The organism is Kribbella rubisoli (genome assembly GCF_004217145.1).
Taxonomy (GTDB): domain Bacteria; phylum Actinomycetota; class Actinomycetes; order Propionibacteriales; family Kribbellaceae; genus Kribbella; species Kribbella rubisoli.
This window is the reverse complement of sequence record NZ_SHKR01000016.1, coordinates 198,134-218,857: the sequence shown is the minus strand read 5'-3', so window position 1 is coordinate 218,857 and position 20,724 is coordinate 198,134. Positions and strand designations below refer to the sequence as shown.

22 protein-coding genes are annotated in these 20,724 nt (G+C 67.9%); 8 read left to right on the top strand and 14 right to left on the bottom strand.

Annotated features, from left to right (window positions below; all coding sequences use genetic code 11):
• Window positions 1-25 precede the first annotated feature (25 nt).
• The 4 genes from EV645_RS33680 to EV645_RS33665 all read left to right on the top strand — a co-directional run bounded on the left by EV645_RS33680 (window position 26) and on the right by EV645_RS33665 (window position 3,429).
• Window positions 26-499, top strand: coding sequence for a DUF456 domain-containing protein (locus EV645_RS33680; RefSeq protein WP_242000819.1), 474 nt, complete (start codon window positions 26-28; stop codon window positions 497-499).
• Between the two features lie 123 nt (window positions 500-622).
• Window positions 623-1,165, top strand: coding sequence for a DUF5666 domain-containing protein (locus tag EV645_RS33675; protein WP_130448118.1), 543 nt, complete (start codon window positions 623-625; stop codon window positions 1,163-1,165).
• A 66-nt stretch (window positions 1,166-1,231) separates the two neighbouring features.
• Window positions 1,232-1,933 carry a response regulator transcription factor gene (locus tag EV645_RS33670; RefSeq protein WP_130448117.1) on the top strand — a complete coding sequence of 234 codons (702 nt, stop codon included), beginning with the start codon at window positions 1,232-1,234 and terminating at the stop codon, window positions 1,931-1,933.
• The gene (locus EV645_RS33665) at window positions 1,933-3,429 is read left to right on the top strand and encodes a sensor histidine kinase (protein WP_130448116.1); all 1,497 of its coding nucleotides are present in this window, start codon (window positions 1,933-1,935) and stop codon (window positions 3,427-3,429) included. The genes EV645_RS33670 and EV645_RS33665 overlap by 1 nt, the downstream gene beginning before the upstream one ends.
• Here the strand turns inward: EV645_RS33665 and rox are convergent.
• Window positions 3,419-4,849 (bottom strand): rifampin monooxygenase, encoded by a 1,431-nt coding sequence (rox, locus tag EV645_RS33660; protein ID WP_242000818.1) that lies wholly within the window; start codon window positions 4,847-4,849, stop codon window positions 3,419-3,421. The two genes, EV645_RS33665 and rox, sit on opposite strands and share 11 nt — an antisense overlap.
• A 17-nt stretch (window positions 4,850-4,866) precedes the next feature.
• Between rox and EV645_RS33655 the strand changes: the two genes are divergently transcribed.
• Window positions 4,867-5,655 (top strand): class I SAM-dependent methyltransferase, encoded by a 789-nt coding sequence (locus EV645_RS33655; RefSeq protein WP_198682040.1) that lies wholly within the window; start codon window positions 4,867-4,869, stop codon window positions 5,653-5,655.
• Here EV645_RS33655 and ppk2 read toward each other — a convergent pair.
• Together ppk2 and EV645_RS33645 are read right to left on the bottom strand one after the other, a co-directional pair.
• Window positions 5,652-6,560 (bottom strand): polyphosphate kinase 2, encoded by a 909-nt coding sequence (gene ppk2, locus EV645_RS33650; RefSeq protein ID WP_130448115.1) that lies wholly within the window; start codon window positions 6,558-6,560, stop codon window positions 5,652-5,654. The two genes, EV645_RS33655 and ppk2, sit on opposite strands and share 4 nt — an antisense overlap.
• A 42-nt stretch (window positions 6,561-6,602) precedes the next feature.
• Window positions 6,603-7,229: a class I SAM-dependent methyltransferase gene (locus EV645_RS33645; protein WP_130448114.1), complete on the bottom strand. Its 627-nt coding sequence runs from the start codon at window positions 7,227-7,229 to the stop codon at window positions 6,603-6,605.
• A 76-nt stretch (window positions 7,230-7,305) separates the two neighbouring features.
• On the opposite strand from EV645_RS33645, the gene EV645_RS33640 reads away from it, so the two are divergent.
• Window positions 7,306-8,115, top strand: coding sequence for an aminoglycoside phosphotransferase family protein (locus tag EV645_RS33640; RefSeq protein ID WP_130448113.1), 810 nt, complete (start codon window positions 7,306-7,308; stop codon window positions 8,113-8,115).
• A 95-nt stretch (window positions 8,116-8,210) separates the two neighbouring features.
• On the opposite strand, the gene EV645_RS33635 is transcribed toward EV645_RS33640, so the two are convergent.
• The 10 genes from EV645_RS33635 to EV645_RS33590 all read right to left on the bottom strand — a co-directional run bounded on the left by EV645_RS33635 (window position 8,211) and on the right by EV645_RS33590 (window position 17,631).
• On the bottom strand, window positions 8,211-9,266 hold the full coding sequence (locus tag EV645_RS33635) for a Gfo/Idh/MocA family protein (protein ID WP_130448112.1): 1,056 nt from the start codon (window positions 9,264-9,266) through the stop codon (window positions 8,211-8,213).
• A gap of 1 nt (window position 9,267) precedes the next feature.
• Window positions 9,268-10,110, bottom strand: coding sequence for a sugar phosphate isomerase/epimerase family protein (locus tag EV645_RS33630; protein ID WP_130448111.1), 843 nt, complete (start codon window positions 10,108-10,110; stop codon window positions 9,268-9,270).
• 19 nt (window positions 10,111-10,129) lie between these two features.
• Window positions 10,130-11,254 (bottom strand): ROK family transcriptional regulator, encoded by a 1,125-nt coding sequence (locus EV645_RS33625; protein ID WP_130448110.1) that lies wholly within the window; start codon window positions 11,252-11,254, stop codon window positions 10,130-10,132.
• Window positions 11,255-11,327: 73 nt separating this feature from the next.
• Window positions 11,328-12,005, bottom strand: a complete 678-nt coding sequence (locus tag EV645_RS33620) for a YidC/Oxa1 family membrane protein insertase (protein WP_130448109.1) — start codon at window positions 12,003-12,005, stop codon at window positions 11,328-11,330.
• Window positions 12,006-12,050: 45 nt separating this feature from the next.
• Window positions 12,051-12,329 (bottom strand): DUF6412 domain-containing protein, encoded by a 279-nt coding sequence (locus tag EV645_RS33615; RefSeq protein WP_242000817.1) that lies wholly within the window; start codon window positions 12,327-12,329, stop codon window positions 12,051-12,053.
• Window positions 12,329-13,645: an RNA polymerase sigma factor gene (locus EV645_RS33610; RefSeq protein WP_130448108.1), complete on the bottom strand. Its 1,317-nt coding sequence runs from the start codon at window positions 13,643-13,645 to the stop codon at window positions 12,329-12,331. The genes EV645_RS33615 and EV645_RS33610 overlap by 1 nt, the downstream gene beginning before the upstream one ends.
• Before the next feature lie 285 nt (window positions 13,646-13,930).
• Entirely contained in the window at window positions 13,931-14,551 is a 621-nt protein-coding gene (locus tag EV645_RS33605; RefSeq protein WP_130448107.1) for an HhH-GPD-type base excision DNA repair protein, read from the bottom strand.
• A 1-nt stretch (window position 14,552) separates the two neighbouring features.
• Window positions 14,553-14,981 carry a universal stress protein gene (locus EV645_RS33600; protein WP_130448106.1) on the bottom strand — a complete coding sequence of 143 codons (429 nt, stop codon included), beginning with the start codon at window positions 14,979-14,981 and terminating at the stop codon, window positions 14,553-14,555.
• A 345-nt stretch (window positions 14,982-15,326) separates the two neighbouring features.
• Window positions 15,327-16,805 carry a glutamate-cysteine ligase family protein gene (locus tag EV645_RS33595; RefSeq protein WP_130448105.1) on the bottom strand — a complete coding sequence of 493 codons (1,479 nt, stop codon included), beginning with the start codon at window positions 16,803-16,805 and terminating at the stop codon, window positions 15,327-15,329.
• 64 nt (window positions 16,806-16,869) lie between these two features.
• Window positions 16,870-17,631, bottom strand: coding sequence for an MBL fold metallo-hydrolase (locus tag EV645_RS33590; protein ID WP_130448104.1), 762 nt, complete (start codon window positions 17,629-17,631; stop codon window positions 16,870-16,872).
• Window positions 17,632-17,668: 37 nt separating this feature from the next.
• Between EV645_RS33590 and EV645_RS33585 the strand changes: the two genes are divergently transcribed.
• Window positions 17,669-19,024 (top strand): DNA polymerase IV, encoded by a 1,356-nt coding sequence (locus EV645_RS33585; protein ID WP_130448103.1) that lies wholly within the window; start codon window positions 17,669-17,671, stop codon window positions 19,022-19,024.
• Window positions 19,017-19,952: a tetratricopeptide repeat protein gene (locus EV645_RS33580; RefSeq protein WP_130448102.1), complete on the top strand. Its 936-nt coding sequence runs from the start codon at window positions 19,017-19,019 to the stop codon at window positions 19,950-19,952. Before EV645_RS33585 ends, EV645_RS33580 begins: the two co-directional genes overlap by 8 nt.
• On the opposite strand, the gene ddaH is transcribed toward EV645_RS33580, so the two are convergent.
• A complete protein-coding gene (gene ddaH / locus EV645_RS33575; protein ID WP_130448101.1) occupies window positions 19,921-20,682 on the bottom strand; it encodes a dimethylargininase in 762 nt (253 codons plus the stop codon). The genes EV645_RS33580 and ddaH overlap by 32 nt on opposite strands.
• Between the last annotated feature and the right edge of the window lie 42 nt (window positions 20,683-20,724).

Genomic DNA, 20,724 nt, shown 5'->3' with positions numbered 1-20,724 from the left:
CACAGTGTGGTGTGTGGAGACTGGCGTGACGGTACTTGTCGGGATCGCGATCTTTGTCGGGATCGTGGGCATCGTCGTGCCGATCCTGCCCGGGGCGATCCTCAGCCTGGCGGCGATCCTGGTCTGGGCGATCGTCGAGCACAGTGCGACCGGGTGGATCGTGTTCGCGATCACCGTGGTCCTGATCGGTGCCAGTCAGGTGGTCAAGTACGTGGTACCGGAGCGCCGGCTCCGCGAGGCCGGCGTACCGCGCCGCTCGATGGTGGTCGGGGTGCTGCTCGGCATCGTCGGGTTCTTCGTGATCCCGGTGGTCGGCATGTTCATCGGCTTCCCGGTCGGCGTCTACATCTCCGAGCTGCATCGGCTGCGCACCCACGCCGCCGCGTGGACCTCCACCAAGCACGCGCTCAAGGAGACCGGCGTCTCGATGCTCATCGAGCTCATCGGTACGTCGCTGGCCGCCGCGCTGTGGCTGATCGCCGTTCTCTTCATCGTCTGACCCTTGATCGAACTGCCAGCTGATTCTTAGGTGCACCGGAGCTTCGTCTCAGTTGCGTGGTGCAGCGTGGAAAGACCCAGTGTCAGGTGACGGCCCGGCACGCAGTACGGAAGGCGCAGCAGGATGAAGCTTTCGCAGAAGCGATGGCGGCTCATCGGCACCGTCGCCGCGGTTGCCGTGACGACTACTGCCGGCGGAGTCGCCTGGGCAGCGACCAACGCGGATCCGACGCCGTCACCCTCGGTGTCGCCCTCAGGGTCGCCGTCCACGCCCGGGCAGCAACAGCAGAAGCCCGACCGGCCCGGTAAGGGCGGCTTCGGGCCGCGGGGTGAGTTCGGGATCGGCGGGGCGCTGCACGGCGAGTTCGTCGTACCGAAGGAAGGCGGCGGGTACCAGACCGTCGCGACGCAGCGTGGGTCCGTGACCGCGGTCAGCAAGGACTCGATCACGGTCAAGAGCGACGACGGGTACAGCCGCACGTACAAGGTGGACGCCGCCACGCTGGTGAACTCCGCCCGGGACGGCATCGCGTCGATCAAGACCGGCAGCACCGTGAACGTGAGTGCGGTGGTGGCGGACAACGCCGCGACCGCAACGATGATCAACGACGGCTCCGCCCGCGACGCGGCCGGTCAGAAGTGGGGGTTCAAGCACGGGCCACGCTGAGTCACTCACAGCTGATTGCCAGGAAGCTTCCAGGGTTCACATGGGAACTCACGGCAGACTGTCAGCATGAGTCCGCATCTACTGGTCGTCGACGACGAGCCGAACATCGTCGAGCTCCTGTCCGCAAGTCTGCGTTTCGCCGGGTACGACGTCACCACGGCGACCCACGGCGCCGAGGCGCTGCGCAAGGCGCGTGACGTGGAGCCCGACCTGGTGGTGCTCGACGTGATGATGCCCGGCCTGGACGGGTTCGAGGTGGTCCGCCGGCTCCGTGGCGAGGACCGGCACGTGCCGGTGCTGTTCCTCACCGCCCGTGACGCGGTTGAGGACAAGGTGCTCGGGCTGCAGACCGGCGGCGACGACTACGTCACCAAGCCGTTCAGCCTGGACGAGCTGGTCGCACGGGTGCGTGCGCTGCTCCGCCGATCCGGTCACCGCGAGCAGACCGCGACGGAGGCCGCCGTACTGCGTTATGCGGACCTGGAGCTCAACGAGGACAGCTACGAGGTGTTCAAGAGCGGTCAGGCGGTGCAGCTGTCGCTGACCGAGTTCAAGCTGCTGCGGTGCCTGCTGGAGAACGCGGAGCGGGTGATGTCGAAGGGCCAGATCCTCTCCGCGGTGTGGAACTATGACTTCACCGGTGACGCGGGCGTGGTCGAGTCGTACATGTCGTACCTACGCCGCAAGGTCGACACCGGCGACCAGAAGCTGCTCCACACCGTCCGCGGGGTCGGCTACGTCCTGCGCACCCCGCGAGGCCCCAACTGATGCAACCGACCCACCGGCGGTTCGCCGACCGGTACCCGTTGCGCGTCACGATCGTCGTCGTCCTGCTGGCGCTGGTGGTCGTCGCGCTCGGTGCGTCCGGCGTACTGGCGACGACGATCATGCGCGGGTACCTGATCGACCGCGTCGACGAGCAGCTGCAGCAGACCGCCGTGCCGCTGTCCCATGCGCCGTCCGATCGCCGTCCGCTGCCGCCGGGCGCCGGTCCGTCGAGGCGGCAGTTGCCCAGTCAGTTCGTGGTCCAGTTCAGTAACTCGGAGGGCGACAGCGACAACGGGCCGGTCAACGCGCGGCCCGACGAGACCGAGCCGCTGCCGAAGCTGCCCACGCTCAACCTGAACCAGGTGCGCGCGCTCAACGGGAAGTCGTTCAACGTCGAGGCCCAGTCCGGCGGCGCCACCTGGCGGGTGCTCGCGGTGCCGACGGACGACGAGCAGGGGTCCGTCATGGTCGCGCAGAGCCTGAAGGAGATGGACCACACGATCCAGCGCCTGGTCGGGATCCAGGTCGCTGCCGGAGTCATCCTCCTGGTGCTCCTGGCCGGTGTCGGGACCTACGTTGTACGGCGAAGTCTGCGCGGGCTCGAGGACGTCGAGCACACCGCGGTGGCGATCGCCGGCGGGGATCTGTCGCGACGGGTACCGCAACGGGATCCGCGGACCGAGGTCGGGCGGCTGTCGCTCGCACTGAACCAGATGCTCGGTCAGATCGAGACCGCCTTCGCACAGCGGACGGCCTCGGAGTTTGCCGCGCGGCGGTCCGAGGACACTGCCCGGCGTTCGGAGGAGGCGGCACGGCAGTCGGAGGACCGGATGCGGCGGTTCGTGGCGGACGCGTCGCACGAGCTGCGTACGCCGTTGACGTCGATCCGCGGGTTCGCGGAGTTGTCGCGGCAGCGTGGCGACACGACGGACTCGGACACGATGCGCCGGATCGAGGACGAGGCGAAGCGGATGGGACTCCTCGTCGACGACCTGCTGCTGCTCGCACGCCTGGACCAGCAGCGCCCGCTGCGGATGGAATCCGTCGATCTACTCCCGATCGCCGCCGACGCCCTCCACAACGCCCAAGCCATCCAGCCGGACCGCACCCTCTCGCTCACGATCCTGCCTGACTCGGAGGCTCCCGTCGTCGAGGGCGACGAGGCCCGCCTCCGGCAGGTGCTGGGCAACCTCGTCAGCAACGCGCTGAACTACACCCCGGTGGATGCGCCGATCACGGTCTCGGTAGGCACCCGAGGCAACGAAGCGGTCATGGAAGTCAGAGACACCGGCCCCGGCCTCTCCGACGAACAGAAGGCGCCCGTCTTCGAACGCTTCTACCGAGCCGACACCGCCCGCAACCGCACCACCGGCGGCTCGGGCCTGGGCCTCTCCATCGTCGCCGCCCTGGTAGCCGCCCACAACGGCCGCGTCACCACCACCGACACCCAACCCCACGGCGCAACCTTCACCATCTACCTCCCCCTCAACCAGTAACCCCTGCTCCGAACCAGCGGGTCAGCTGCGTGGTCAGGTCTTGCTGGTTGGTGCCGAGCCAGGCGATGTGGCCGTCGGGGCGTAGGAGGAGGGCGGGGGCGTCTACTGCGACGGTGGGGTCGGTGAGGTGGTCGACTCGGTCCGACCAGCCGTCGGTGGTGAGGTGTTCGGTGCGGTCCAGGAGCAGGCCGCGGCCGTGGTGCAGGAGGTCGTAGAGGTTGCCGTGCTTGGTTTTGAGGTCGCGTAGGCGGCGGCCTTGCAGGTCAGGGCCTTCGCCGAAGTCGTAGCGGATGTCGATCGCGGTGATCTTCTCGATCAGGTGGCGGTTCACCTCGACGAAGTCCATGAGTTCGGTGAGCAGCCGGCGTACGGCCTGTGGGCCTGGGTCGGTGGAGAGCAGCTCCATCTGGGCCCGGGTGTTGTCCAGCACATCCTCGGCAACTGGGTGACGTTCGGCCTCGTAGGTGTCCAGCAGCGTTTCCGGCGCCCAGCCGCGGATCTCTGCGGCCAGCTTCCAGCCGAGGTTGAATGCGTCCTGAATGCCGAGGTTGAGGCCCTGTCCCCCGGTCGGCGGATGAATGTGCGCTGCATCGCCGGCCAGCAATACGCGCCTGATGCGATAACGCTCGGCCAGCCGGGTGGCATCCCCGAAGCGCGACAACCAGTGCGGGGAATGCGCTCCGAAGTCGGTCCCGGCGATCGTGCGCAGGTGTTGTCTGAAATCGTCGAGCGTAGGTTCGGCGCGCTCACTGACTCCCGCGACGGGGATTACAACGCGATAGATCCCGTCGGCGAACGGCGTGATGCTGAAGGTCTTGTAGGTCTCGCGGACTTCGGTCACCTTGGCGGCAAGCTCGTCCTGTGGCACGTCGAGTTCCAGCTCGCCCATCAGCGTTTCGTTCCGCGAAGGCTCGCCGGGGAAGCCGACGCCGAGCAGCTTGCGGACCGTACTGCGGGAGCCGTCGCAGCCGACGAGGTACCGCGAACGCAACTGCTCCCCGTTGTCCAGCTCGGCAGTCACACCCTTGTCGTCCTGTTCGAAGCCGACCACCGCACAACCACGCCGTACCTGCGCCCCACGGTGAATCGCGTGTTCCTCGAGGAGTTGAACGACGACCGGCTGCGGAATGCCGAGCAGATAGGCGTGTGCGGAATCCAGGTCCGCAGGTGCGGGCTTGTTGATAGCGGCGAAGAAACCGCCGGCCGGACGTTTCCTGCCGCGTTCGAGCATGCGATCCAGCAGGCCCCGCATCGCCAGCACTTCGAGACTGCGAATATGCAGTCCGACAATTCGGACGATGGACGCGGGCTCGGTTTCCTTGTCCAGAACGAGTACGCGTACGTCGTGCAGCCGCAGTTCGGCGGCGAGCATCGCGCCAGTCGGGCCGCACCCGGCGATGACTACGTCGAAGGTTTCCACCCCGCCATACTGGTGCAGTGAACCGCTATCTGCTCGACAACCGTCGCCCGGAGGCCGGTGAACGGTTCGCGGCGCTCGCCGAACTGTTCGACCCGTGGACCTTTCGCCACCTCGACGACCTGGGGCTCGGTGAAGGGTGGCGGTGCTGGGAGGTCGGTGCCGGCGGCGTGTCGGTGCCGCGCGGACTGGCCGGGCGCGTCGGGACGAGCGGCCGGGTGCTGGCCACGGACATCGACGTGTCGTGGGCCGAGCCCGCGGCCGGTGGCGTGCTCGAGGTACGCCGGCACGACGTACTCCGGGATCCGCCGCCTGCGGAGCAGTTCGACCTGGTCCACGCCCGGCTCGTCCTGGTGCACCTGAAGGATCGCGCGGCCGCGATGCGAACCATGATCGATGCGCTCCGGCCCGGCGGATGGCTGGTCATCGAGGACGGCGACCCCGCCCTGCAGCCCCTGGCCTGTCCCGATGAACGTGGCCCTGCCGAGGCGCTCGCGAACCGGTTGCGCGCCCAGATGCGATCGCTGATGGCCGAGCGCGGGGCCGACTTCGCGTACGGCCGCACGCTGCCCCGGCTACTGCGTGAGTCAGACCTGGAGGATGTCCGCGCCGAGGCCTACTTCCCCATCGCGTCACCAGCGTGCGCAGTCCTGGAATCGGCCACGCTCCACCACGTCCGCGACCAACTCCTGGCCGCCGGCCTGGCAACACCCGAGGAGATCCAGACTCACCTTACGAACCTCGCGCACGGCGACCTGGACCTCATGCTCGCCCCGATGATCACAGCCTGGGGCCGCAAGCCGGTCTAGAGCTCGGGGAAGGCGCGGTTCGCGGTTTCGCCGTGTTCTAGAACCTGGGCGGCCGGGCCCAGGATCTTGGGGTCGGGGCGGCCAACCAGTTCTACGTCCTTGTCGGTGTAGTCGTAAAGGCTGAGGACGTGGCGCATCGCCTCCAGCCGCGCGCGCTTCTTGTCGTTGCTCTTCACAACGGTCCACGGCGCGTGCTCGGTGTCGGTGTAGTGGAACATCGCCTCCTTCGCCTCCGTGTACGCCGACCACTTGTCCAGCGACGCGAGGTCGGTCGGCGAAAGCTTCCACTGGCGCACCGGGTCGATCTGACGGATGGTGAAACGGGTCTGCTGTTCCGCTTGCGACACCGAGAACCACAGCTTGACCAGCAGGATCCCCGACCGGACCAGCATCCGCTCGAATTCGGGTGCCTGGCGCATGAACTCCTCGTACTGCTCCTGGTCGCAGTACCCCATCACGTGCTCGACGCACGCGCGGTTGTACCAGGAGCGGTCGAACATCGTCATCTCACCGGCAGCCGGCAGGTGCGCGACGTACCGCTGGAAGTACCACTGGGTCTGCTCGCGGTCGGTCGGCTTCTCGAGTGCGACGATGCTCGCGCCGCGCGGGTTCAGGTGCTCCATGAACCGCTTGATCGTCCCGCCCTTGCCCGCCGCGTCCCGGCCCTCGAACACGATCACCAGCCGCTGCTTCGAGCGCTTCACCCAGTACTGGAGCTTCAGCAGCTCGATCTGGAGCAGCCGCTTGTCCCGGTCGTAGATCTCCCGCGGCAGGCGCTCGCCGTACGGATAACCCTCGCGCCAGGTGTCGACCGGCGTACCGTCGGCACGCAGCAGCACCGGGTCGTCGTCCTCCTCGTCGAGGACACGGAAGCCAAGCTCTCGAACCAGGTCAGGGGTGCTCATGCCCCCAGCGTCAGCCCCGATGGTGACGTGGAGGTGAACAGGTCACCGGCGGCGGAGCTTGACCGTGCAGTCGCGGCGGTTGATCTGCTCGCCGTCACGCATCACCTGCGCCCGGTCGTGCACGCGACTGACCAGCGTCTCCCACTCGCCGTCGGCCAGGTCGAGGCTTTCGATCACCTCGTCAGGCGTCGGAAAGTGGATGTCCGGGTGCGGGTTGTGCTCCCCCGGCGGGAACCCCATGTGACCCTCGATCAGCAGTACGCCGTGCGGCGCGAGCACACCGGCCGCGCTCCGCAGGATCGCGTCCCGCGGCAACTCCGTCTTCGAATGCAGGAACTGCACCGACACGAGATCGAACGAGCCCTCCGGGAACGACTCCCCCAGCTCATGCTGCTGCCACTCGATCCGGTCCTCGACCCCGGCGTCCCTCCCGTGCTGCGCCGCTCGTTCGAGCGCGACCGACGAGATGTCGACCGCCGTCACCGCCCAGCCCTGTTGTGCGAGCCAGATCGCATCCGCGCCTTCGCCGCAGCCGAGGTCGAGCGCGCGCCCCGGCGTAAGGTCGGACACCTCGTCCACCAGGACGACGTTCGGCCGACCGCTCCAGATCTGGTCGCGCTCGGCGTAGAACGAATTCCAGTAATTCTCGGACAGTTCCTCGGTTGTCATGTGAAGATGCTGCGTTGGCCCGATGACGACAAGCAAACATCTTTGCCAGATCGGCAAATCACGAGGGAGCACTGCGGTGATCGAGGACGGCGAAGAGATTCCACTGCTCGGCGGTGACGTGACCGAGGGGCTGGTCCGCGTCGGCGACACGGTACGGCGGCCGCCGGGCGAGCGGGACGAGCTTGTCCGGGACGTGCTGCTGTACCTCGAGAAGGCCGGCTTCGACGGAGCACCGCGATACCTCGGCGTCGACTCCGCAGGCCGTCAGGCACTCACGTACGTCGAGGGCGAGGTCGCCGGACGCCCGCGGCCGCCATGGATCGCCGACGAGGAGCGTGCGCTCTCGGTCGCCCGGCTGCTGCGTGCCTACCACGACGCGATCGAAGGATTCGGGATCCCGCAGAACCTGCCTGCGACGATCCAACCGCCGGGTCTGCCTGACCTCGACGACCCGCTGGAGCTGATCGGGCACCAGGACGTCACGCCGGAGAACGTCATCTTTCGCGAAGGACGCGCGTACGCGTTGATCGACTTCGACCTGGTCCGTCCGGTGAGCCGGGCCGGCGAGGTCGTGAACCTGATGCTGTGGTGGGCGCCGTTCGGCCCGGACGCCGACCTCGATCCCGAACTGCGCGGTCTCGACCGGCTGCGGCGGTGCCGCCTGATCGCGGATGCCTACGGCCTGTCCGAGCCGGACCGCAAGCGCCTGATGAAGCTCGCGATGGCCCGGGACGAGCGCACGTGGCACACGATGAAGTACCGCGCCGAGACCCTCGGCGGCGGCTGGCAGCGGATGTGGAGCGAAGGAGTCGGCGATACCATCCGGCACCGCCAGGCCTGGCTCGACGAGAACGCCGACCACCTCACAACCGCACTGCTCGCCTGAAACTGCTCGCCTGAAACTGCTCACCTGAAGTGCACCGGAAGGCTGACCGCGGCTGAACCTGACCGCCCCTGACCAGGCTCAGCCGCGGCGCCTGCTCAACGGGTGATCGTCACCTCGGCGCCGACCCTCGCGGATTCGTAGATCGCCGACAGCATGCGCGCCATCTCCAGGCCCTGCTCGGCCGTCGCGTCGGCGGGGATCTCGCCGCGGCAGATCTGCAGGAAGTGGTCGATCTGGTTGGCGAACCCGACCTGGAAGTCGAAGCCGAGCGAGTCGATCTGCGGCTGGACGTGCAGCAGGGTGTCGTGCCGCTCGGTGATCATCAGCAGCTCGGGCTCGATCTCGGCGCCGCCCTTGTCGCCGTGGATCTTCACGCTCGTCGAGTTCCGTGCGTGCAGCGAGTACGACGTGTCCACGTCGAGGACCGCCCCGCCCTCGAACCGGATCTGCGCGGTCGCGTAGTCCTCGACGTTGTTGACCTTGGTCTCGGACGCGGCGCGGTACCGGGTCAGGTGCTGGATGTTGTCGCGCGCGCCGAGCGGCGAGAACGTCGCGCCCGACACCGAGACCGGCTTCGGCATGCCCATCAGGTACCAGCACAGGTCGATGATGTGCACACCCAGGTCGATCAGCGGACCGCCGCCCGACACGTTGACGTCGCCGAACCAACCACCCGGGTTGCCGGCCGCACGGATGATCGTTGCCCGCGCGGCGTAGATGTCGCCGAACTCGCCCTCGTCCAGGAAACGCTTCGTCACCAGGGCATTCGGGGCAAACCGGCGTACGTAGCCGATCTGCAAGGCCTTGCCGGTCTCCTTGGTCGCCTTGACCAGCGCCTCGGCCTCGGCGACCGTGACGGACATCGGCTTCTCGACCAGTACGTGCTTGCCGGCCCGCAGCGCCGCCTCGGCGATCTTCGCGTGCAGCAGGTTCGGCACGCAGATGCTGACCGCGTCGACACCGGGATCGTTGAGGATCTCGTCGACGACATCGGTTGCCCGCGGTACGCCGAACTCGTCGGCGCGCGCCTTGGCCCGCGTCTGGTCGATGTCGCACACGGCCACCAGCTCGGCCTGCGGGTTCTTCTGGTACGAGATCAGGTGCTGGGTCGCGATCGCGCCAACCCCGATCACTGCAATGCGGGTCGTCATGTCAGGCAGCTCCTGCCAGTCGAAGAATGTTGTTGAGCGAGCGCGAGATCGCGTCGGGGGTCGACTCCAGACCCTCGAACTCGAGGCTCACCGGTACGTCGGGCTTGGTGTTGACCAGTGCGAGCAGACCGGGCAGGTCCACGTCGCCGTGGCCGGAGATCGTGCCGAGCAGGTAGTCGCCGGCCAGTGTCTTCAGCCAGCCGTCGCCGGCCGACCGGCGGATGTGGAAGTCCTTCACGCCGATCGACGCGGCGAGGTCGATCAGGCCGGCGGCGGTCTTGCCGGGCACCTCGCCGACGCAGAGCCCGTTGCCGAGGTCGAGCGTGACGCGGAAGTTCGGGCGGTCGACGGCGTGCACGAGCCGCGCCAGCCGGTCGCTCCCGTTCATGAAGAAGCCGTGGTTCTCGATCGTCGACGTGATGCCCAGCTCGGCCGCGTGGTCGGCGACCGCGCGGCAGCCTTCCACCACCTGCGCGAACGTCGTCTCGAACTCGCCCGGGTCCTGCTCACGCCACGACCACGGCGCGACGTCGTGCCGGAAGATGCGGGCGCCGAACCGGTGCGCGACATCCAGTTGCCGGCGGAGCCGGTCGATCTCCTTGGCGTCCGCCGACCGCAGATCGCCGCTGACCAGGTAGTTCACGATCGGTACGCCGATATTCTCGGCGTGTTTGGCGGTCGCGTTGACGACGTCGGGATTCTCCAGGTAATACTCGCCGTCCATGGCGGCGACCTCGATGTGCCCGGCCGGGGATGCCGCCACCCAGTCCAGGACCGCGATCAGGTCCATCTCGCCGCTGGTCATCAGCGAGCGGAAACAGTACGAGCTGACTCCGAGCTTCACTTGGTGGTCCTCTCAGTGTTCAGGGGATTGATGCCGTGCTGATGCGGTGCCAAGGACTGGGGAAGTCCTTGACGCCGTAGATGTCCGAGCCGAACCGGTCGAACGCGTTGCCGACCGCCCCGAGCACCACCGCCTCGCGCCCCAGAGCCGAGGCGACGAACGGTGGACGTTCGGGGAAAACCAATTCGTTCTCGACCGCGGCCACGAGCGGCCGCAGCAGTACGCCGCTGTCCTGCGCGAGTCCGCCGCGTACGACGACGACCTCGGGGTCCACGGTGAGCAACACCGTTGCGATGCGCCCGGCGATCTGCGCGCAGAAGTCCTCGATCTCCTGCTGCGCGGCGGCATCGCCCTGCGCCGCCGCCGTCAGTACTTCCTCGCCGGTCGGGTGCGAGGCCCAGATCAACTGTCCCCGTCGGGCGTTCCGCGTCCAGCGCATCCCGCGTTGCGCGCCGAGTTCGCCGGCCAGGCGGTGACGTCCTTGCCGGATCACCCCGTTGAGCACGATCGACACCGACAGGCGTTGACCGATCTGGAGGTAGACGACATCGGAGTACCCACGGCCCGCGCCGACGCGCTGCTCGGCGAGCGCCGCCAGCTTGATGTCGTTGTCTACGGCAACGGGTTTGCCCAGGTCCTGCCCGACGACGTCCGCGGTCTGCAGGCCGACCAGACCGGGCAGTGCGAGGCTGGCGCGAAGGTAGCCGTTGGTTTCGATCACACCAGGAAGCGCCACCCCGACGGCCCGAAGGCGCTCGAGATCCAGCCCGCTCTCGTCGGCCGCGAGGTGTACGGCGTGCCGGATGAGCTCGGTCGTCGGCTCCTGCTTGAGCTCGGTGTAGGCGACGCGGCGGCCTGACAGGTCGCAGATGATCGCGCGTACGCCGCGTGGGCCCAGGTCGACGCCGGCCACGAGACCGGCCTCCCGGGCGAACCGGAAGGCTCGCGCCGGACGGCCCGGTCCCGCGGTCGACGGCTCTGTCGGTTCGACGAGGCCGGCCTCGACCAGATCGTCGAGTACGGCGTGCACCGTCGGGCGGGACAGGCCGGTACCGGCGCTGATGACGCCGACCGTCTGCGCCTCGTCAGCATCAGCCAGGAAGCGCAGACAGGCGACCTGATTCGCGCCTCGCACAGTGTCCATCGGCCCCAAACCTGTTATGCAACCGGCTTTAATAAAGACGGTAACAGAATAGGTTGACGGGTGGCAATGGACGTTAGCGGTTCAGAATCGTCCGTTCGACGACCGTCCACGTGGTCGTGGTCAGCAAGTACAGACCGGCGGCGAGCGGCACGAACGCGACCGTGAGGATCGTGCCGTACGGCAACAGCTGAGCAAGGCGCCGGGACAAGGTCGTCGCCGACGCGTCGAGCTGACGCACCTGCAGTCGCGCCGAGAACCACGCGACGACGGCGAGTAGAACAGCCAGGACGACGAAGGCCGGCGTACCGGCGAAGATCGGCCAGTGCACACCAAGTGGCGCACCGAGCAGGCTGCCGCTGATCAACTGGTTCGACTCCCCCGCCACGATCGTGCGGGAGAACAGCGTGTACATCAGCCAGAAGAACGGCATCTGGGCCAGCGTCGGCAGGAACCCGGCGAACAGCGTCGTACCGGACTCCGACTGAAGCTTCGCCACCTCACGCTGCAGGCGTTCGGGGTTGCCGCGGTGGCGTTCGGTCAGCTGCTTCAACTGCGGCATCATCGCCGCGCGTGCTTTCAGCCCGCGGTGGGCGCGCACGCTCAACGGGACAAGACACAGACGTACGACCAGCGTGCACAGCACGATCGCGATCACCGCGGCGTACGCGCCGGTGAGCGGTTGGAGGGTCGAGACGAGGGACGTGAGCAAGTGATAGGCACCGGCGACCGGTGCCTCCAGGAAGGAAGGCACAGCAGAACTCCACGAGTGAGAAGGAACAGGCAGCGAGGAAGAGCGCTACTGTCCCGGTGCTCGTGGTCGGGGCCGGCCGGCCAGGTCGGGATCCCGGAGGGAGAGATACGCGGTACGGCGGGCGTTGGCCCGGGCGGCGCTGACACGCGCAGGCAACGGCGATGCGAGCGGGCGCTGGGCCGCGGTCCGGGCGACGGCGACCTGGACCGCCAGAAACAGCACGGCCGCCGCCGTGAACACGGCGACGGCCAGCAGGCCCGAGTCCGGGCCGAGGGCAGGCATCGCCAGCGTCCAGACGCCGGCGAGCACCTGCCCCATCATCATCAGTCCAGGTAGTCCCGGAGGACCTGCGAACGCGACGGGTGCCGCAGCTTCGACATGGTCTTGGACTCGATCTGGCGGATCCGCTCGCGCGTCACGCCGTACACCTTGCCGATCTCGTCGAGCGTCTTCGGCTGGCCGTCGGTGAGGCCGAACCGCATCGAGACCACACCGGCCTCGCGCTCGGACAGCGTGTCGAGGACGGCGTGCAGCTGCTCCTGGAGCAGCGTGAACGAGACCGCCTCGGCCGGCACGATCGCCTCGGAGTCCTCGATCAGGTCGCCGAACTCGGAGTCGCCGTCCTCACCGAGCGGAGTGTGCAGCGAGATCGGCTCGCGACCGTACTTCTGCACCTCGATGACCTTCTCCGGGGTCATGTCGAGCTCCTTGGCGAGCTCCTCCGGAGTGGGCTCCCGGCCGAGGTCCTGCAGCATCTGCCGCTGGACCCGGGCCAGCTTGTTGATGACCTCGACCATGTGCACCGGGATACGGATCGTCCGGGCCTGGTCTGCCATCGCTCGGGTGATCGCCTGCCGGATCCACCAGGTGGCATACGTCGAGAACTTGTAGCCCTTGGTGTAGTCGAACTTCTCCACCGCGCGGATCAGACCGAGGTTGCCCTCCTGGATCAGGTCCAGGAACAGCATGCCGCGGCCGGTGTAGCGCTTGGCCAACGACACCACCAGGCGCAGGTTGGCCTCGAGCAAGTGGTTCTTGGCGCGGCGGCCGTCCTCGGAGATCCACTCGTACTCGTCGCGGACCTTCTCCTTGAGCTTGGCGGCCTCGTCGGCGGTCTGCTCCTCCGCGAACAGGCCGGCCTCGATCCGCTTCGCGAGCTCGACCTCCTGCTCGGCGTTCAGCAGCGGCACCTTGCCGATCTGCTTCAGGTAGTCCTTGACTGGGTCGGCGGTCGCACCGGCGACCATCACCTGCTGCTCGGGCTCGTCGGTCTCGTCGGCCTCGGAGACGATGAAGCCCTGGTCCTCGGTGAGCTCCTTCTCCAGCCCCTTGACCGCGTCAGGCTGGAAGTCGGACTCGTCCACCTCGTCGAGAGCGCGCGGCTTCCCGGTCTTCGGGTCGATCGCCAGACCCGCCTCGGACACTGCCTTCTTCGCCGGAGCCTTCTTGGCGGCGGCCTTCTTCGCGGGGATACCGTCCTCCTTGGTACTGGCGGTCTTCACCGCCGCCTTCTTAGCGGCTACCTTCTTGGCAGCGGGATCGGTCACTCGGGCGCTGGTCCTCGGAGCCGTGCTGCGGGCGGTGGCGGCCACGGCCCGGGCCGGCTCGGCGGGAAGATTCTCGGACGAGCTGGACGACACGAATTACCTCTCGTCTGACGCAGGGTTTGTACGGCGGTACGACTGATGAAGCTCGGGGTGTTGCTGAGTCTGTGAGCACTGCTGTGTGTGGCTGCTCGCTGGTCAGGCGGCGGCAACAGTCCATTGTAATCCGCGAACCAAGGCCACGCGTCGCACGACCCCCCGGAACGGTGCACTCAGGCCCCTGCCGGGCGGGCATTCCCGCGCCGGCAAGGGCCTGATCCGCTCAGTACTCGAAGGGTACGTCGCCGCTCGTCCTTCTGCAGAACCGTTATACGTCTGTGTTCACCCGTTGCGTGTCTGCCGCAGCGGGCGTGCGACCACCCGCTGCCGCACCACCTGCTGCTCCTGCTTGAACTGTCGCACCCGCACCAGCGATGCCACGTCGATCACATCCGCGACGGACTTGAACGCGCCGTCCTCGCCGTACGGCTCGGACGCCTCACGCCAGCCGCGCGGGCGGACCTTGAGTTGCTTGCCGAGCAACGCGACGAAGATCTTCGCCTTCTGCGCGCCGAAGCCCGGCAGGGCCGACAGCCTGGCCAGCAGGTCGTCCCCTGACTTGACATCGGACCAGAGGGACGAAGCGTTACCGCCGTACTGCTCGTCCAGGTGTTTGGCCAAGGTCTGGATCCGCGCCGCCATCGCGGTCGGGAACCGGTGCACTGCCGGCGGACCGGCCACCACCTCGACGAACGCGTCGGGGTCGTAGTGCGCGACCGTGGCGGGATCGAACGGTCCCAACATCCGCTTCGAGATCGCGACCGGGCCCGCGAACGCGCGCTCCATCGGGATCTGCTGGTCGAGCAACATGCCGACCAGCAAGGCGAACGGATCTCTGCTCAACATCTCGTCGGCGTCGGGCTGCTGTGCGAGGCACAATTTCCTGCTGCGTGTCGAAGTCACCTCAGTCCTCCTCCCCCTCAGACAACTCAGGCTCGGCCTTGACGGCGAGCACCGGACACGGAGCATCGAGCAGCACCCGCTGCGCGTTGCTGCCGAGGATGAGCTTGCCGACCGGTGAACGGCGCCGCAGCCCGATCACGATGAACTCCGCATGCACCTGCTCGGCGACGGCCACCAGGTCCTCCGCCGGGTCCAGGCCACGCACCAGCTGCCGCACCTCGTAAGGCACGCCGGTGGAATCGAGCTGCTCCCGTACTTCCGTCAAAGCGGCATCACTCGCCGCAGCTTCGTCGCTGTCGAAGCTGCGTCCGCCCCGGTGCGAGTTCACCACCACCAACTTCGCGTCGCGCAGCGTCGCTTCCTCCGCTGCTCGCCGAAGCGCCGCACGGCCTTCCGCCTTCGGCACATAACCCACGACGATGGTCGTCATCGCCCTGCCTCACCTCCGGGTGTGTGTCGACCCGTCTCGAACGATACTGCTCCCGACCGCGGTCGGCATCCGCTGCATTTGCACCTGTTGTGTCGCGGCGGTGACGGAGGGCTGCCGGTGCCCGAGTACTACCCGCGGCGGGCCCGCCTAACCTTCCGGTGGCCACACCTTTGCAGGGCTGTCACCCAACGCGCCACCCCTGTAGTCCGGGTCGTTATCGAACTCGTCCATCAACCGGCCCACCCCGTTGCCCTGGGCAAGATCGAACGGGTTCCGTCAGAAGGACCGGGGTTCCGTCAATCCCTGTCCTACGTTGTCCTGTGTGGATCGCGGGCCCGAACCGGTTCAGTCCACCGGCCATTCGTGCACCGGCGTGTTCTCGTGCATGTGGTCGCGGTACCGGCGGAGCATCCCGCGCAACGCGTCCTTGCGACCGTGCGACCCCTTTGTATACAGGCGATGGAACTCATCGGCCTGCCATGACGCTCCGTTGCGGCCGGTGAGGCACCGCTGCTCGATGATGCCGAGCAATCGATCCCTGACCGCCACGTCGACACCCCAGGCGTCCAGACCGCGAACCGCCAACGGCAGAAGGCGTCTGAGCACGAGCTCGGTCGCACGCGCCGTACCGACGCCCGGCCAGAACACCTCCGCGTCGATCCCGTTGCGGGCGGCGTTGTGGAAGTTCTCCTCGGCCGCGCTGAACGACATCTGCGACCAGATCGGCCGTTCGTCGTCGGCGAGCGCACGGACCAGACCGAAGTAGAACGCGCCGTTGGCGATCGTGTCGACGACCGTCGGGCCGGCCGGCAGGACACGATTCTCGACGCGCAGATGCGGCTTCTCCCGGACAACGTCGTACACCGGGCGGTTCCAGCGATAGATCGTCCCGTTGTGCAGCCGCAACTCCGAAAGCGCCGGGGTGTCGCCGCGGTCGAGAACTTCGATCGGATCCTCGTCGGACGTCACCGGCAGCAAGGCCGGGTAGTAGCGCGAGTTCTCCTCGAACAGGTCGAAGATCGAGGTGATCCAGCGTTCACCGAACCAGACCCGCGGCCGGACGCCCTGGGTCTTCAGCTCGTGCGTGCGCGTGTCGGCGGCCTGCTCGAACAACGCGATCCGGGTCTCGCGCAGCAACTCCTTGCCGAACAGGAACGGCGAGTTCGCGCCGACGGCGAGTTGTACGCCGGAGATCGCCTGCGCGGCGTTCCAGTACCTCGGGAAGGCCTCCGGCGTCACCTGCAGGTGGAACTGCGTCGACGTACACGCGGCCTCGGGGACGATGCTGTCCGCGGTGACCTGCAGGCGCTCGACGCCGTCGATCGAGATCTGCACGTCCTCGCCGCGGGCCGCGAAGATCTGATCGTTGAGCAATGCGTACCGCGGATTCGTGCTGAGCGCGTCGCGGCGGATGTGCTCGGTCAGCAATGTCGGCAGGATACCGACGACGACCATCGACGAGCCGGTCCGGGCAGCCTTGTCCTCGGCGGCGTTCAGGCTGTCCCGGATGCTCGCTTCCATCGTGTCCAGACCGAGTCCGTCGATCTGCCCGGGCGGCACGTTGATCTCGATGTTGAACTGGCCGAGCTCGGTCTGGAACGCGTCGTCCTCGATCGCGCTCAGCACCTCGGTGTTCCTGAACGCCGGGTCGCACTTCTCGTCGACCAGGTTCAGCTCGATCTCGATCCCGGTCATCGGCCGCTCGGGCGCGAACCGGGCTTCGCGCAGCATCCGCGCGAAGGCGTCCAGATTGCGATGGACCTGACCCCGGAACGCGGTCCGGTCCGCCCGGGTGAACTCGACCCGGTCGACTTCCTCACCCATCAGCGCCTCCCCTGGTGGCTCCTTCGCTCAGTGTGCCTGAAGTGCCCACCCGCCGCCTGGTGAATCACACCGGATAGACGATGAAATCCTTCCGCTCGATCCGGACAGGCTCATCTCCTGCCTCCGCCAGCACCTCAGCAAGCTCGGTCAGTACGGCGGGCTGCAGCTGCAGTTCGTGCTCGTCGGGATGCTTGTCGGCGCCCATCTCGTAGTCGCGCCCGGGCTCCTTCGTCAGCTCGATGTGCGCGCCCAGCACCAGCTCGACCGGATTGCCGTCAGCAACGAACTCCGCCAGCCGCGCGATGCTCGCCCGGAACGCGGGCCAGTCGAACACGTAGAGCCGGCCCGGGTAGAGCGAGTCGCCGCTGAACAGCAGCCGCGTGTTCCGGTCGTACGTCGCGATGTGGGACGCGTGGTGCCCCGGGATCGGGACGATGTCGAGCACCCGTCCGCCGAGGTCGAACTGCACGACACCGTCCGGCCAGTCCGCGAACCCGAAGTACTGCGCGACCTCGTCGGCCGTCTTCCCGACGACCTCGTCGAACTCGCCGTCGCCGCCGACGTGGTCGCCGTGGCTGTGGGTGTGGGCGACGACGAGCTGCCGCTCCCCCGCGAGCTCCTCGATCAACGGACGCAGCGGCGCGTGGCCGGTGCCGGTGTCGAGGAGGAAGGCTCGTTCGTCGCCGAGCAGGAGGTACAGGAACGGGCCTTCGAAGTTGGTGTGCAGCGCCTGGCGGATGATCGCCGTACGGTCGTCGTACCAATGGACCTGGTGGGCGGGAGTGGACGGATCGGTGCCGTCGTCCCACTGCTCGGGAAACGTCATAACCGGAATTGTCGGTCACAGCAGGGACACTGGACAGGTGCGTGGGGATCCGTCGGTGCTGCATGTCGATCTGGACGCGTTCTTCGCGGCCGTCGAGCAGCGGGACAAGCCGTCACTGCGGGGCAAGCCCGTGGTCGTCGGCGGTATCGGCGTCCGCGGAGTCGTGTCCACCGCGTCGTACGAAGCCCGCAAGTACGGCGTGCGGTCGGCGATGTCGACCGCGGAAGCGCGATCGCGCTGCCCGCACGCGGCGTACCTCGCTCCGCGCTTCGAGGCGTACCGGCAGAGCAGCCAGATGGTGATGGCGGAGATGCGGGCGTTGTCGCCGCTGGTCGAGCCGCTGTCGCTCGACGAGGCGTTCATCGACCTGGCGGCGAGCGGGCTCAGCGGGTTGACGGTCGACGACGTCGAGGCGATCGCTCGCGATCTGAAGGAGTCGATCCGGAAGGTGAGCGGCGGCCTGACCGCGTCGGTCGGCGCGGGTACGTCGAAGCTGATCGCGAAGATCGCCAGCGACCTCGACAAGCCGGACGGCGTGGTCGTCGTCCCGGCCGGCACGGAGGCGGAGTTCCTCGCGCCGATGCAGGTGACCGTGATCCCTGGCGTGGGTCCGGCGACCGCGCAGCGGCTCAGCATGGCCGGCGTGCGGACCGTCGCCGATCTGCAGCAGCTCGACGAGGACGAGCTGGTCCGCCAGATCGGATCAGCGCACGGCACCAGCCTGCACCGGCTCGCTGTCGCGGCCGACGACCGTCCGGTGGTGAGCGATCGCGAGACCAAGTCGGTCAGCGTCGAGGACACCTTCGAGACCGACATCATCGACCGCTCGCTGCTGGTCGCGATCGCCGATCGGATGTCCCTGCGCGTCTCGGAGCGGCTCCAGAAGGCCCAGCTCTCCGGCCGGACAGTCACCGTGAAGACGCGTATGCACGATTTCACCACCCACACCCGCTCGTCGACGTTGGCCGGGCCGACCGACGACTCGCGGGTGATCGCGCGGGTCGCGCGCCGGTTGCTCGAGGAGAGCGAGGTCGGCGGCGGCATCCGGTTGCTGGGCGTAGGCGTCTCGTCACTGGCCGACTGGATCCAGGACGATCTGTTCACCGAGGACGAGCACGCTGACGACCCGGTCGAGGTCATCGAGTTGCCTGCGCGACCGCGCGACCAGCTCGGCTTCCATCCGGGTCAGGACGTCGCCCATCCCGACTACGGCCGCGGTTGGGTGTGGGGTTCGGGGCGCGGTCGCGTTACGGTCCGCTTCGAGACCGCCGACACCCCGCCAGGGCCGGTCCGGACGTTCGCGATCGACGACCCGGCGCTGACAAAAGTGCGGATCATCGGTGCGGATGCAGACGAAGAACCCGAAACTGACCAGAATGTGTCGAATGAATGAGGAACGGCGGGGGGTCTACCCGTTCTGTGCGCCGTGTACGGCGGCGTCGGAGGCGTGGGCAGCCGGGACGGCCGGCCCGATGGGCAGCCGGTTCTACGGCCACCGCGACGTGTGCGAGAACTGCGGATCGTCGGTGCGGACGCTCTACAACACGGTCCTGTGGCTGCCGGTGTCGAAGGTCGGCAAGTTCCGGATCATCCCGACCGGCGGCCGCACGTACGTCGGACGCAAGGTGGTCACCCGGCCGCTGCAGACCGTCGTACGGCAGGAGCCGGTGTCGGCGATCGCGACCTATCCGGAGCTCGAGGCGGACTCCGGCTACAAGCAGGCCGAGGCGTACTGGGAGCAGGACGAGCCGGGACAAGCGTTGCCGTTCTACCAGTCGGCGCTGACCGAGCGGGAAAAGGTGCTCGCGGCCGACGACCCGGCCACGTTGCGGGTCCGGCTGCGGGTGGCGCAGGGCTTGCTGGCGACCGCGAACTACGGGCGCGCGATCGCGTGGTTCGAGCTGGTGACGCCACAGTTGACGGAGGTGTTCGGGCCGCATCACGAGCTGACCCGGGCGGCGACCGAGGCAACGACCGGTGCACGGCTGATGGTCGGCGGGCCGCGGTCCGAGGCTCAGCTGCTCGCGGACATCGTCGCCGCCGACGAGGCCGGCCTGCTGGCCGGGGATCCGCAACTGGTGCGCGATCGGGCCGCATTGGGGCGGGCGTTGCTCGCGTGCGGCGACATCTCGGAGGCACTCGAAGCGCTGACCCAAGTGGTTCGCGACGCGGCTCCGGGGCATCCCGACACTGTGGTCTATCGCGCGGCGCTGGTGGATGCGTGCGAGATCGCCGACGGGCGCGGGAAGAAGCGTGAGGTGCAACTCGCCGCGGCGGCACGCGAGGTGCTCACCGGCGAAGCCGCACCGACAAGCATGTGACGCATCCTTCGAGCTTCTCGAACTCGCTGATGTCCACGACAACCGGCGTGTAGCCGAGTTCCGCGAACAACTCCGCGGACCTCGGCGCCGACGCCGCCATCAACAGCCGGTCCTCCCCCAGCAGTACGACGTGTGCGCCGGCCTCCTCGGGAACGGACCGGAAGCTGTCGAACGCCGACGGATCGTCGACGAGCGGCTCGTACCCGATCACTGTCCCGTCAGGCAACGCCGTGACAGCCGACTTCAGATGCAGCACCTTCTGCACCGGCACCGCGCGCACGTCGGCACCGAGTGGAGCCAACGCCTCGCGCAGTTGCTCGATCCCCGCTGCGTTCGTCCGTCCGCCCTGTCCGACGTAGATCGTCGCGCCGATCTTCAGTACGTCGCCGCCGTCGAGCGTGCCGGGATCGGTGATGCGGCGGATCTCGTAGCCCTGCGCGGCAACGGTCTCCTCGGCCGCCGCGGCCTCCGCTCGTCGCTCGTTCGCGCCGGCTCGGGCGATCACCGCAAGGTCGCCGTACACGACCATCGTGTCCTCGACGAAGACGCTGTCCGGGCACTCCTCGATCGGCGGCACCTCGACCGTGGACCAGCCGGTGCGGTGCAGCGCGTCGACGTACTGCTGCCACTGCGTCGAGGCGAGGCCGATGTCGACAGGCGCGCGTTCGATGTGGGTGACCAGGCCTTCGGCGAGGCGCGGGCTCGGACGGCGGATGAGGGCTGTCGGCATGTCCGCAGGCTATCCGGGTACCAGGAGGCATCCGAGAGAGGA

Excerpts from the sequence above, each read along its gene's own strand:
- EV645_RS33675 (WP_130448118.1), top strand. The coding sequence starts at position 623 with ATGAAGCTTTCGCAGAAGCGATGGCGGCTCATCGGCACCGTCGCCGCG.
- EV645_RS33670 (WP_130448117.1), top strand. The coding sequence starts at position 1,232 with ATGAGTCCGCATCTACTGGTCGTCGACGACGAGCCGAACATCGTCGAG.
- EV645_RS33665 (WP_130448116.1), top strand. The coding sequence starts at position 1,933 with ATGCAACCGACCCACCGGCGGTTCGCCGACCGGTACCCGTTGCGCGTC.
- ppk2 (WP_130448115.1), bottom strand. The coding sequence starts at position 6,560 with ATGAGCACCCCTGACCTGGTTCGAGAGCTTGGCTTCCGTGTCCTCGAC.
- EV645_RS33645 (WP_130448114.1), bottom strand. The coding sequence starts at position 7,229 with ATGACAACCGAGGAACTGTCCGAGAATTACTGGAATTCGTTCTACGCC.
- EV645_RS33635 (WP_130448112.1), bottom strand. The coding sequence starts at position 9,266 with ATGACGACCCGCATTGCAGTGATCGGGGTTGGCGCGATCGCGACCCAG.
- EV645_RS33625 (WP_130448110.1), bottom strand. The coding sequence starts at position 11,254 with ATGGACACTGTGCGAGGCGCGAATCAGGTCGCCTGTCTGCGCTTCCTG.
- EV645_RS33615 (WP_242000817.1), bottom strand. The coding sequence starts at position 12,329 with ATGATGATGGGGCAGGTGCTCGCCGGCGTCTGGACGCTGGCGATGCCT.
- EV645_RS33600 (WP_130448106.1), bottom strand. The coding sequence starts at position 14,981 with ATGACGACCATCGTCGTGGGTTATGTGCCGAAGGCGGAAGGCCGTGCG.
- EV645_RS33595 (WP_130448105.1), bottom strand. The coding sequence starts at position 16,805 with ATGGGTGAGGAAGTCGACCGGGTCGAGTTCACCCGGGCGGACCGGACC.
- EV645_RS33590 (WP_130448104.1), bottom strand. The coding sequence starts at position 17,631 with ATGACGTTTCCCGAGCAGTGGGACGACGGCACCGATCCGTCCACTCCC.
- EV645_RS33580 (WP_130448102.1), top strand. The coding sequence starts at position 19,017 with ATGAATGAGGAACGGCGGGGGGTCTACCCGTTCTGTGCGCCGTGTACG.
- ddaH (WP_130448101.1), bottom strand. The coding sequence starts at position 20,682 with ATGCCGACAGCCCTCATCCGCCGTCCGAGCCCGCGCCTCGCCGAAGGC.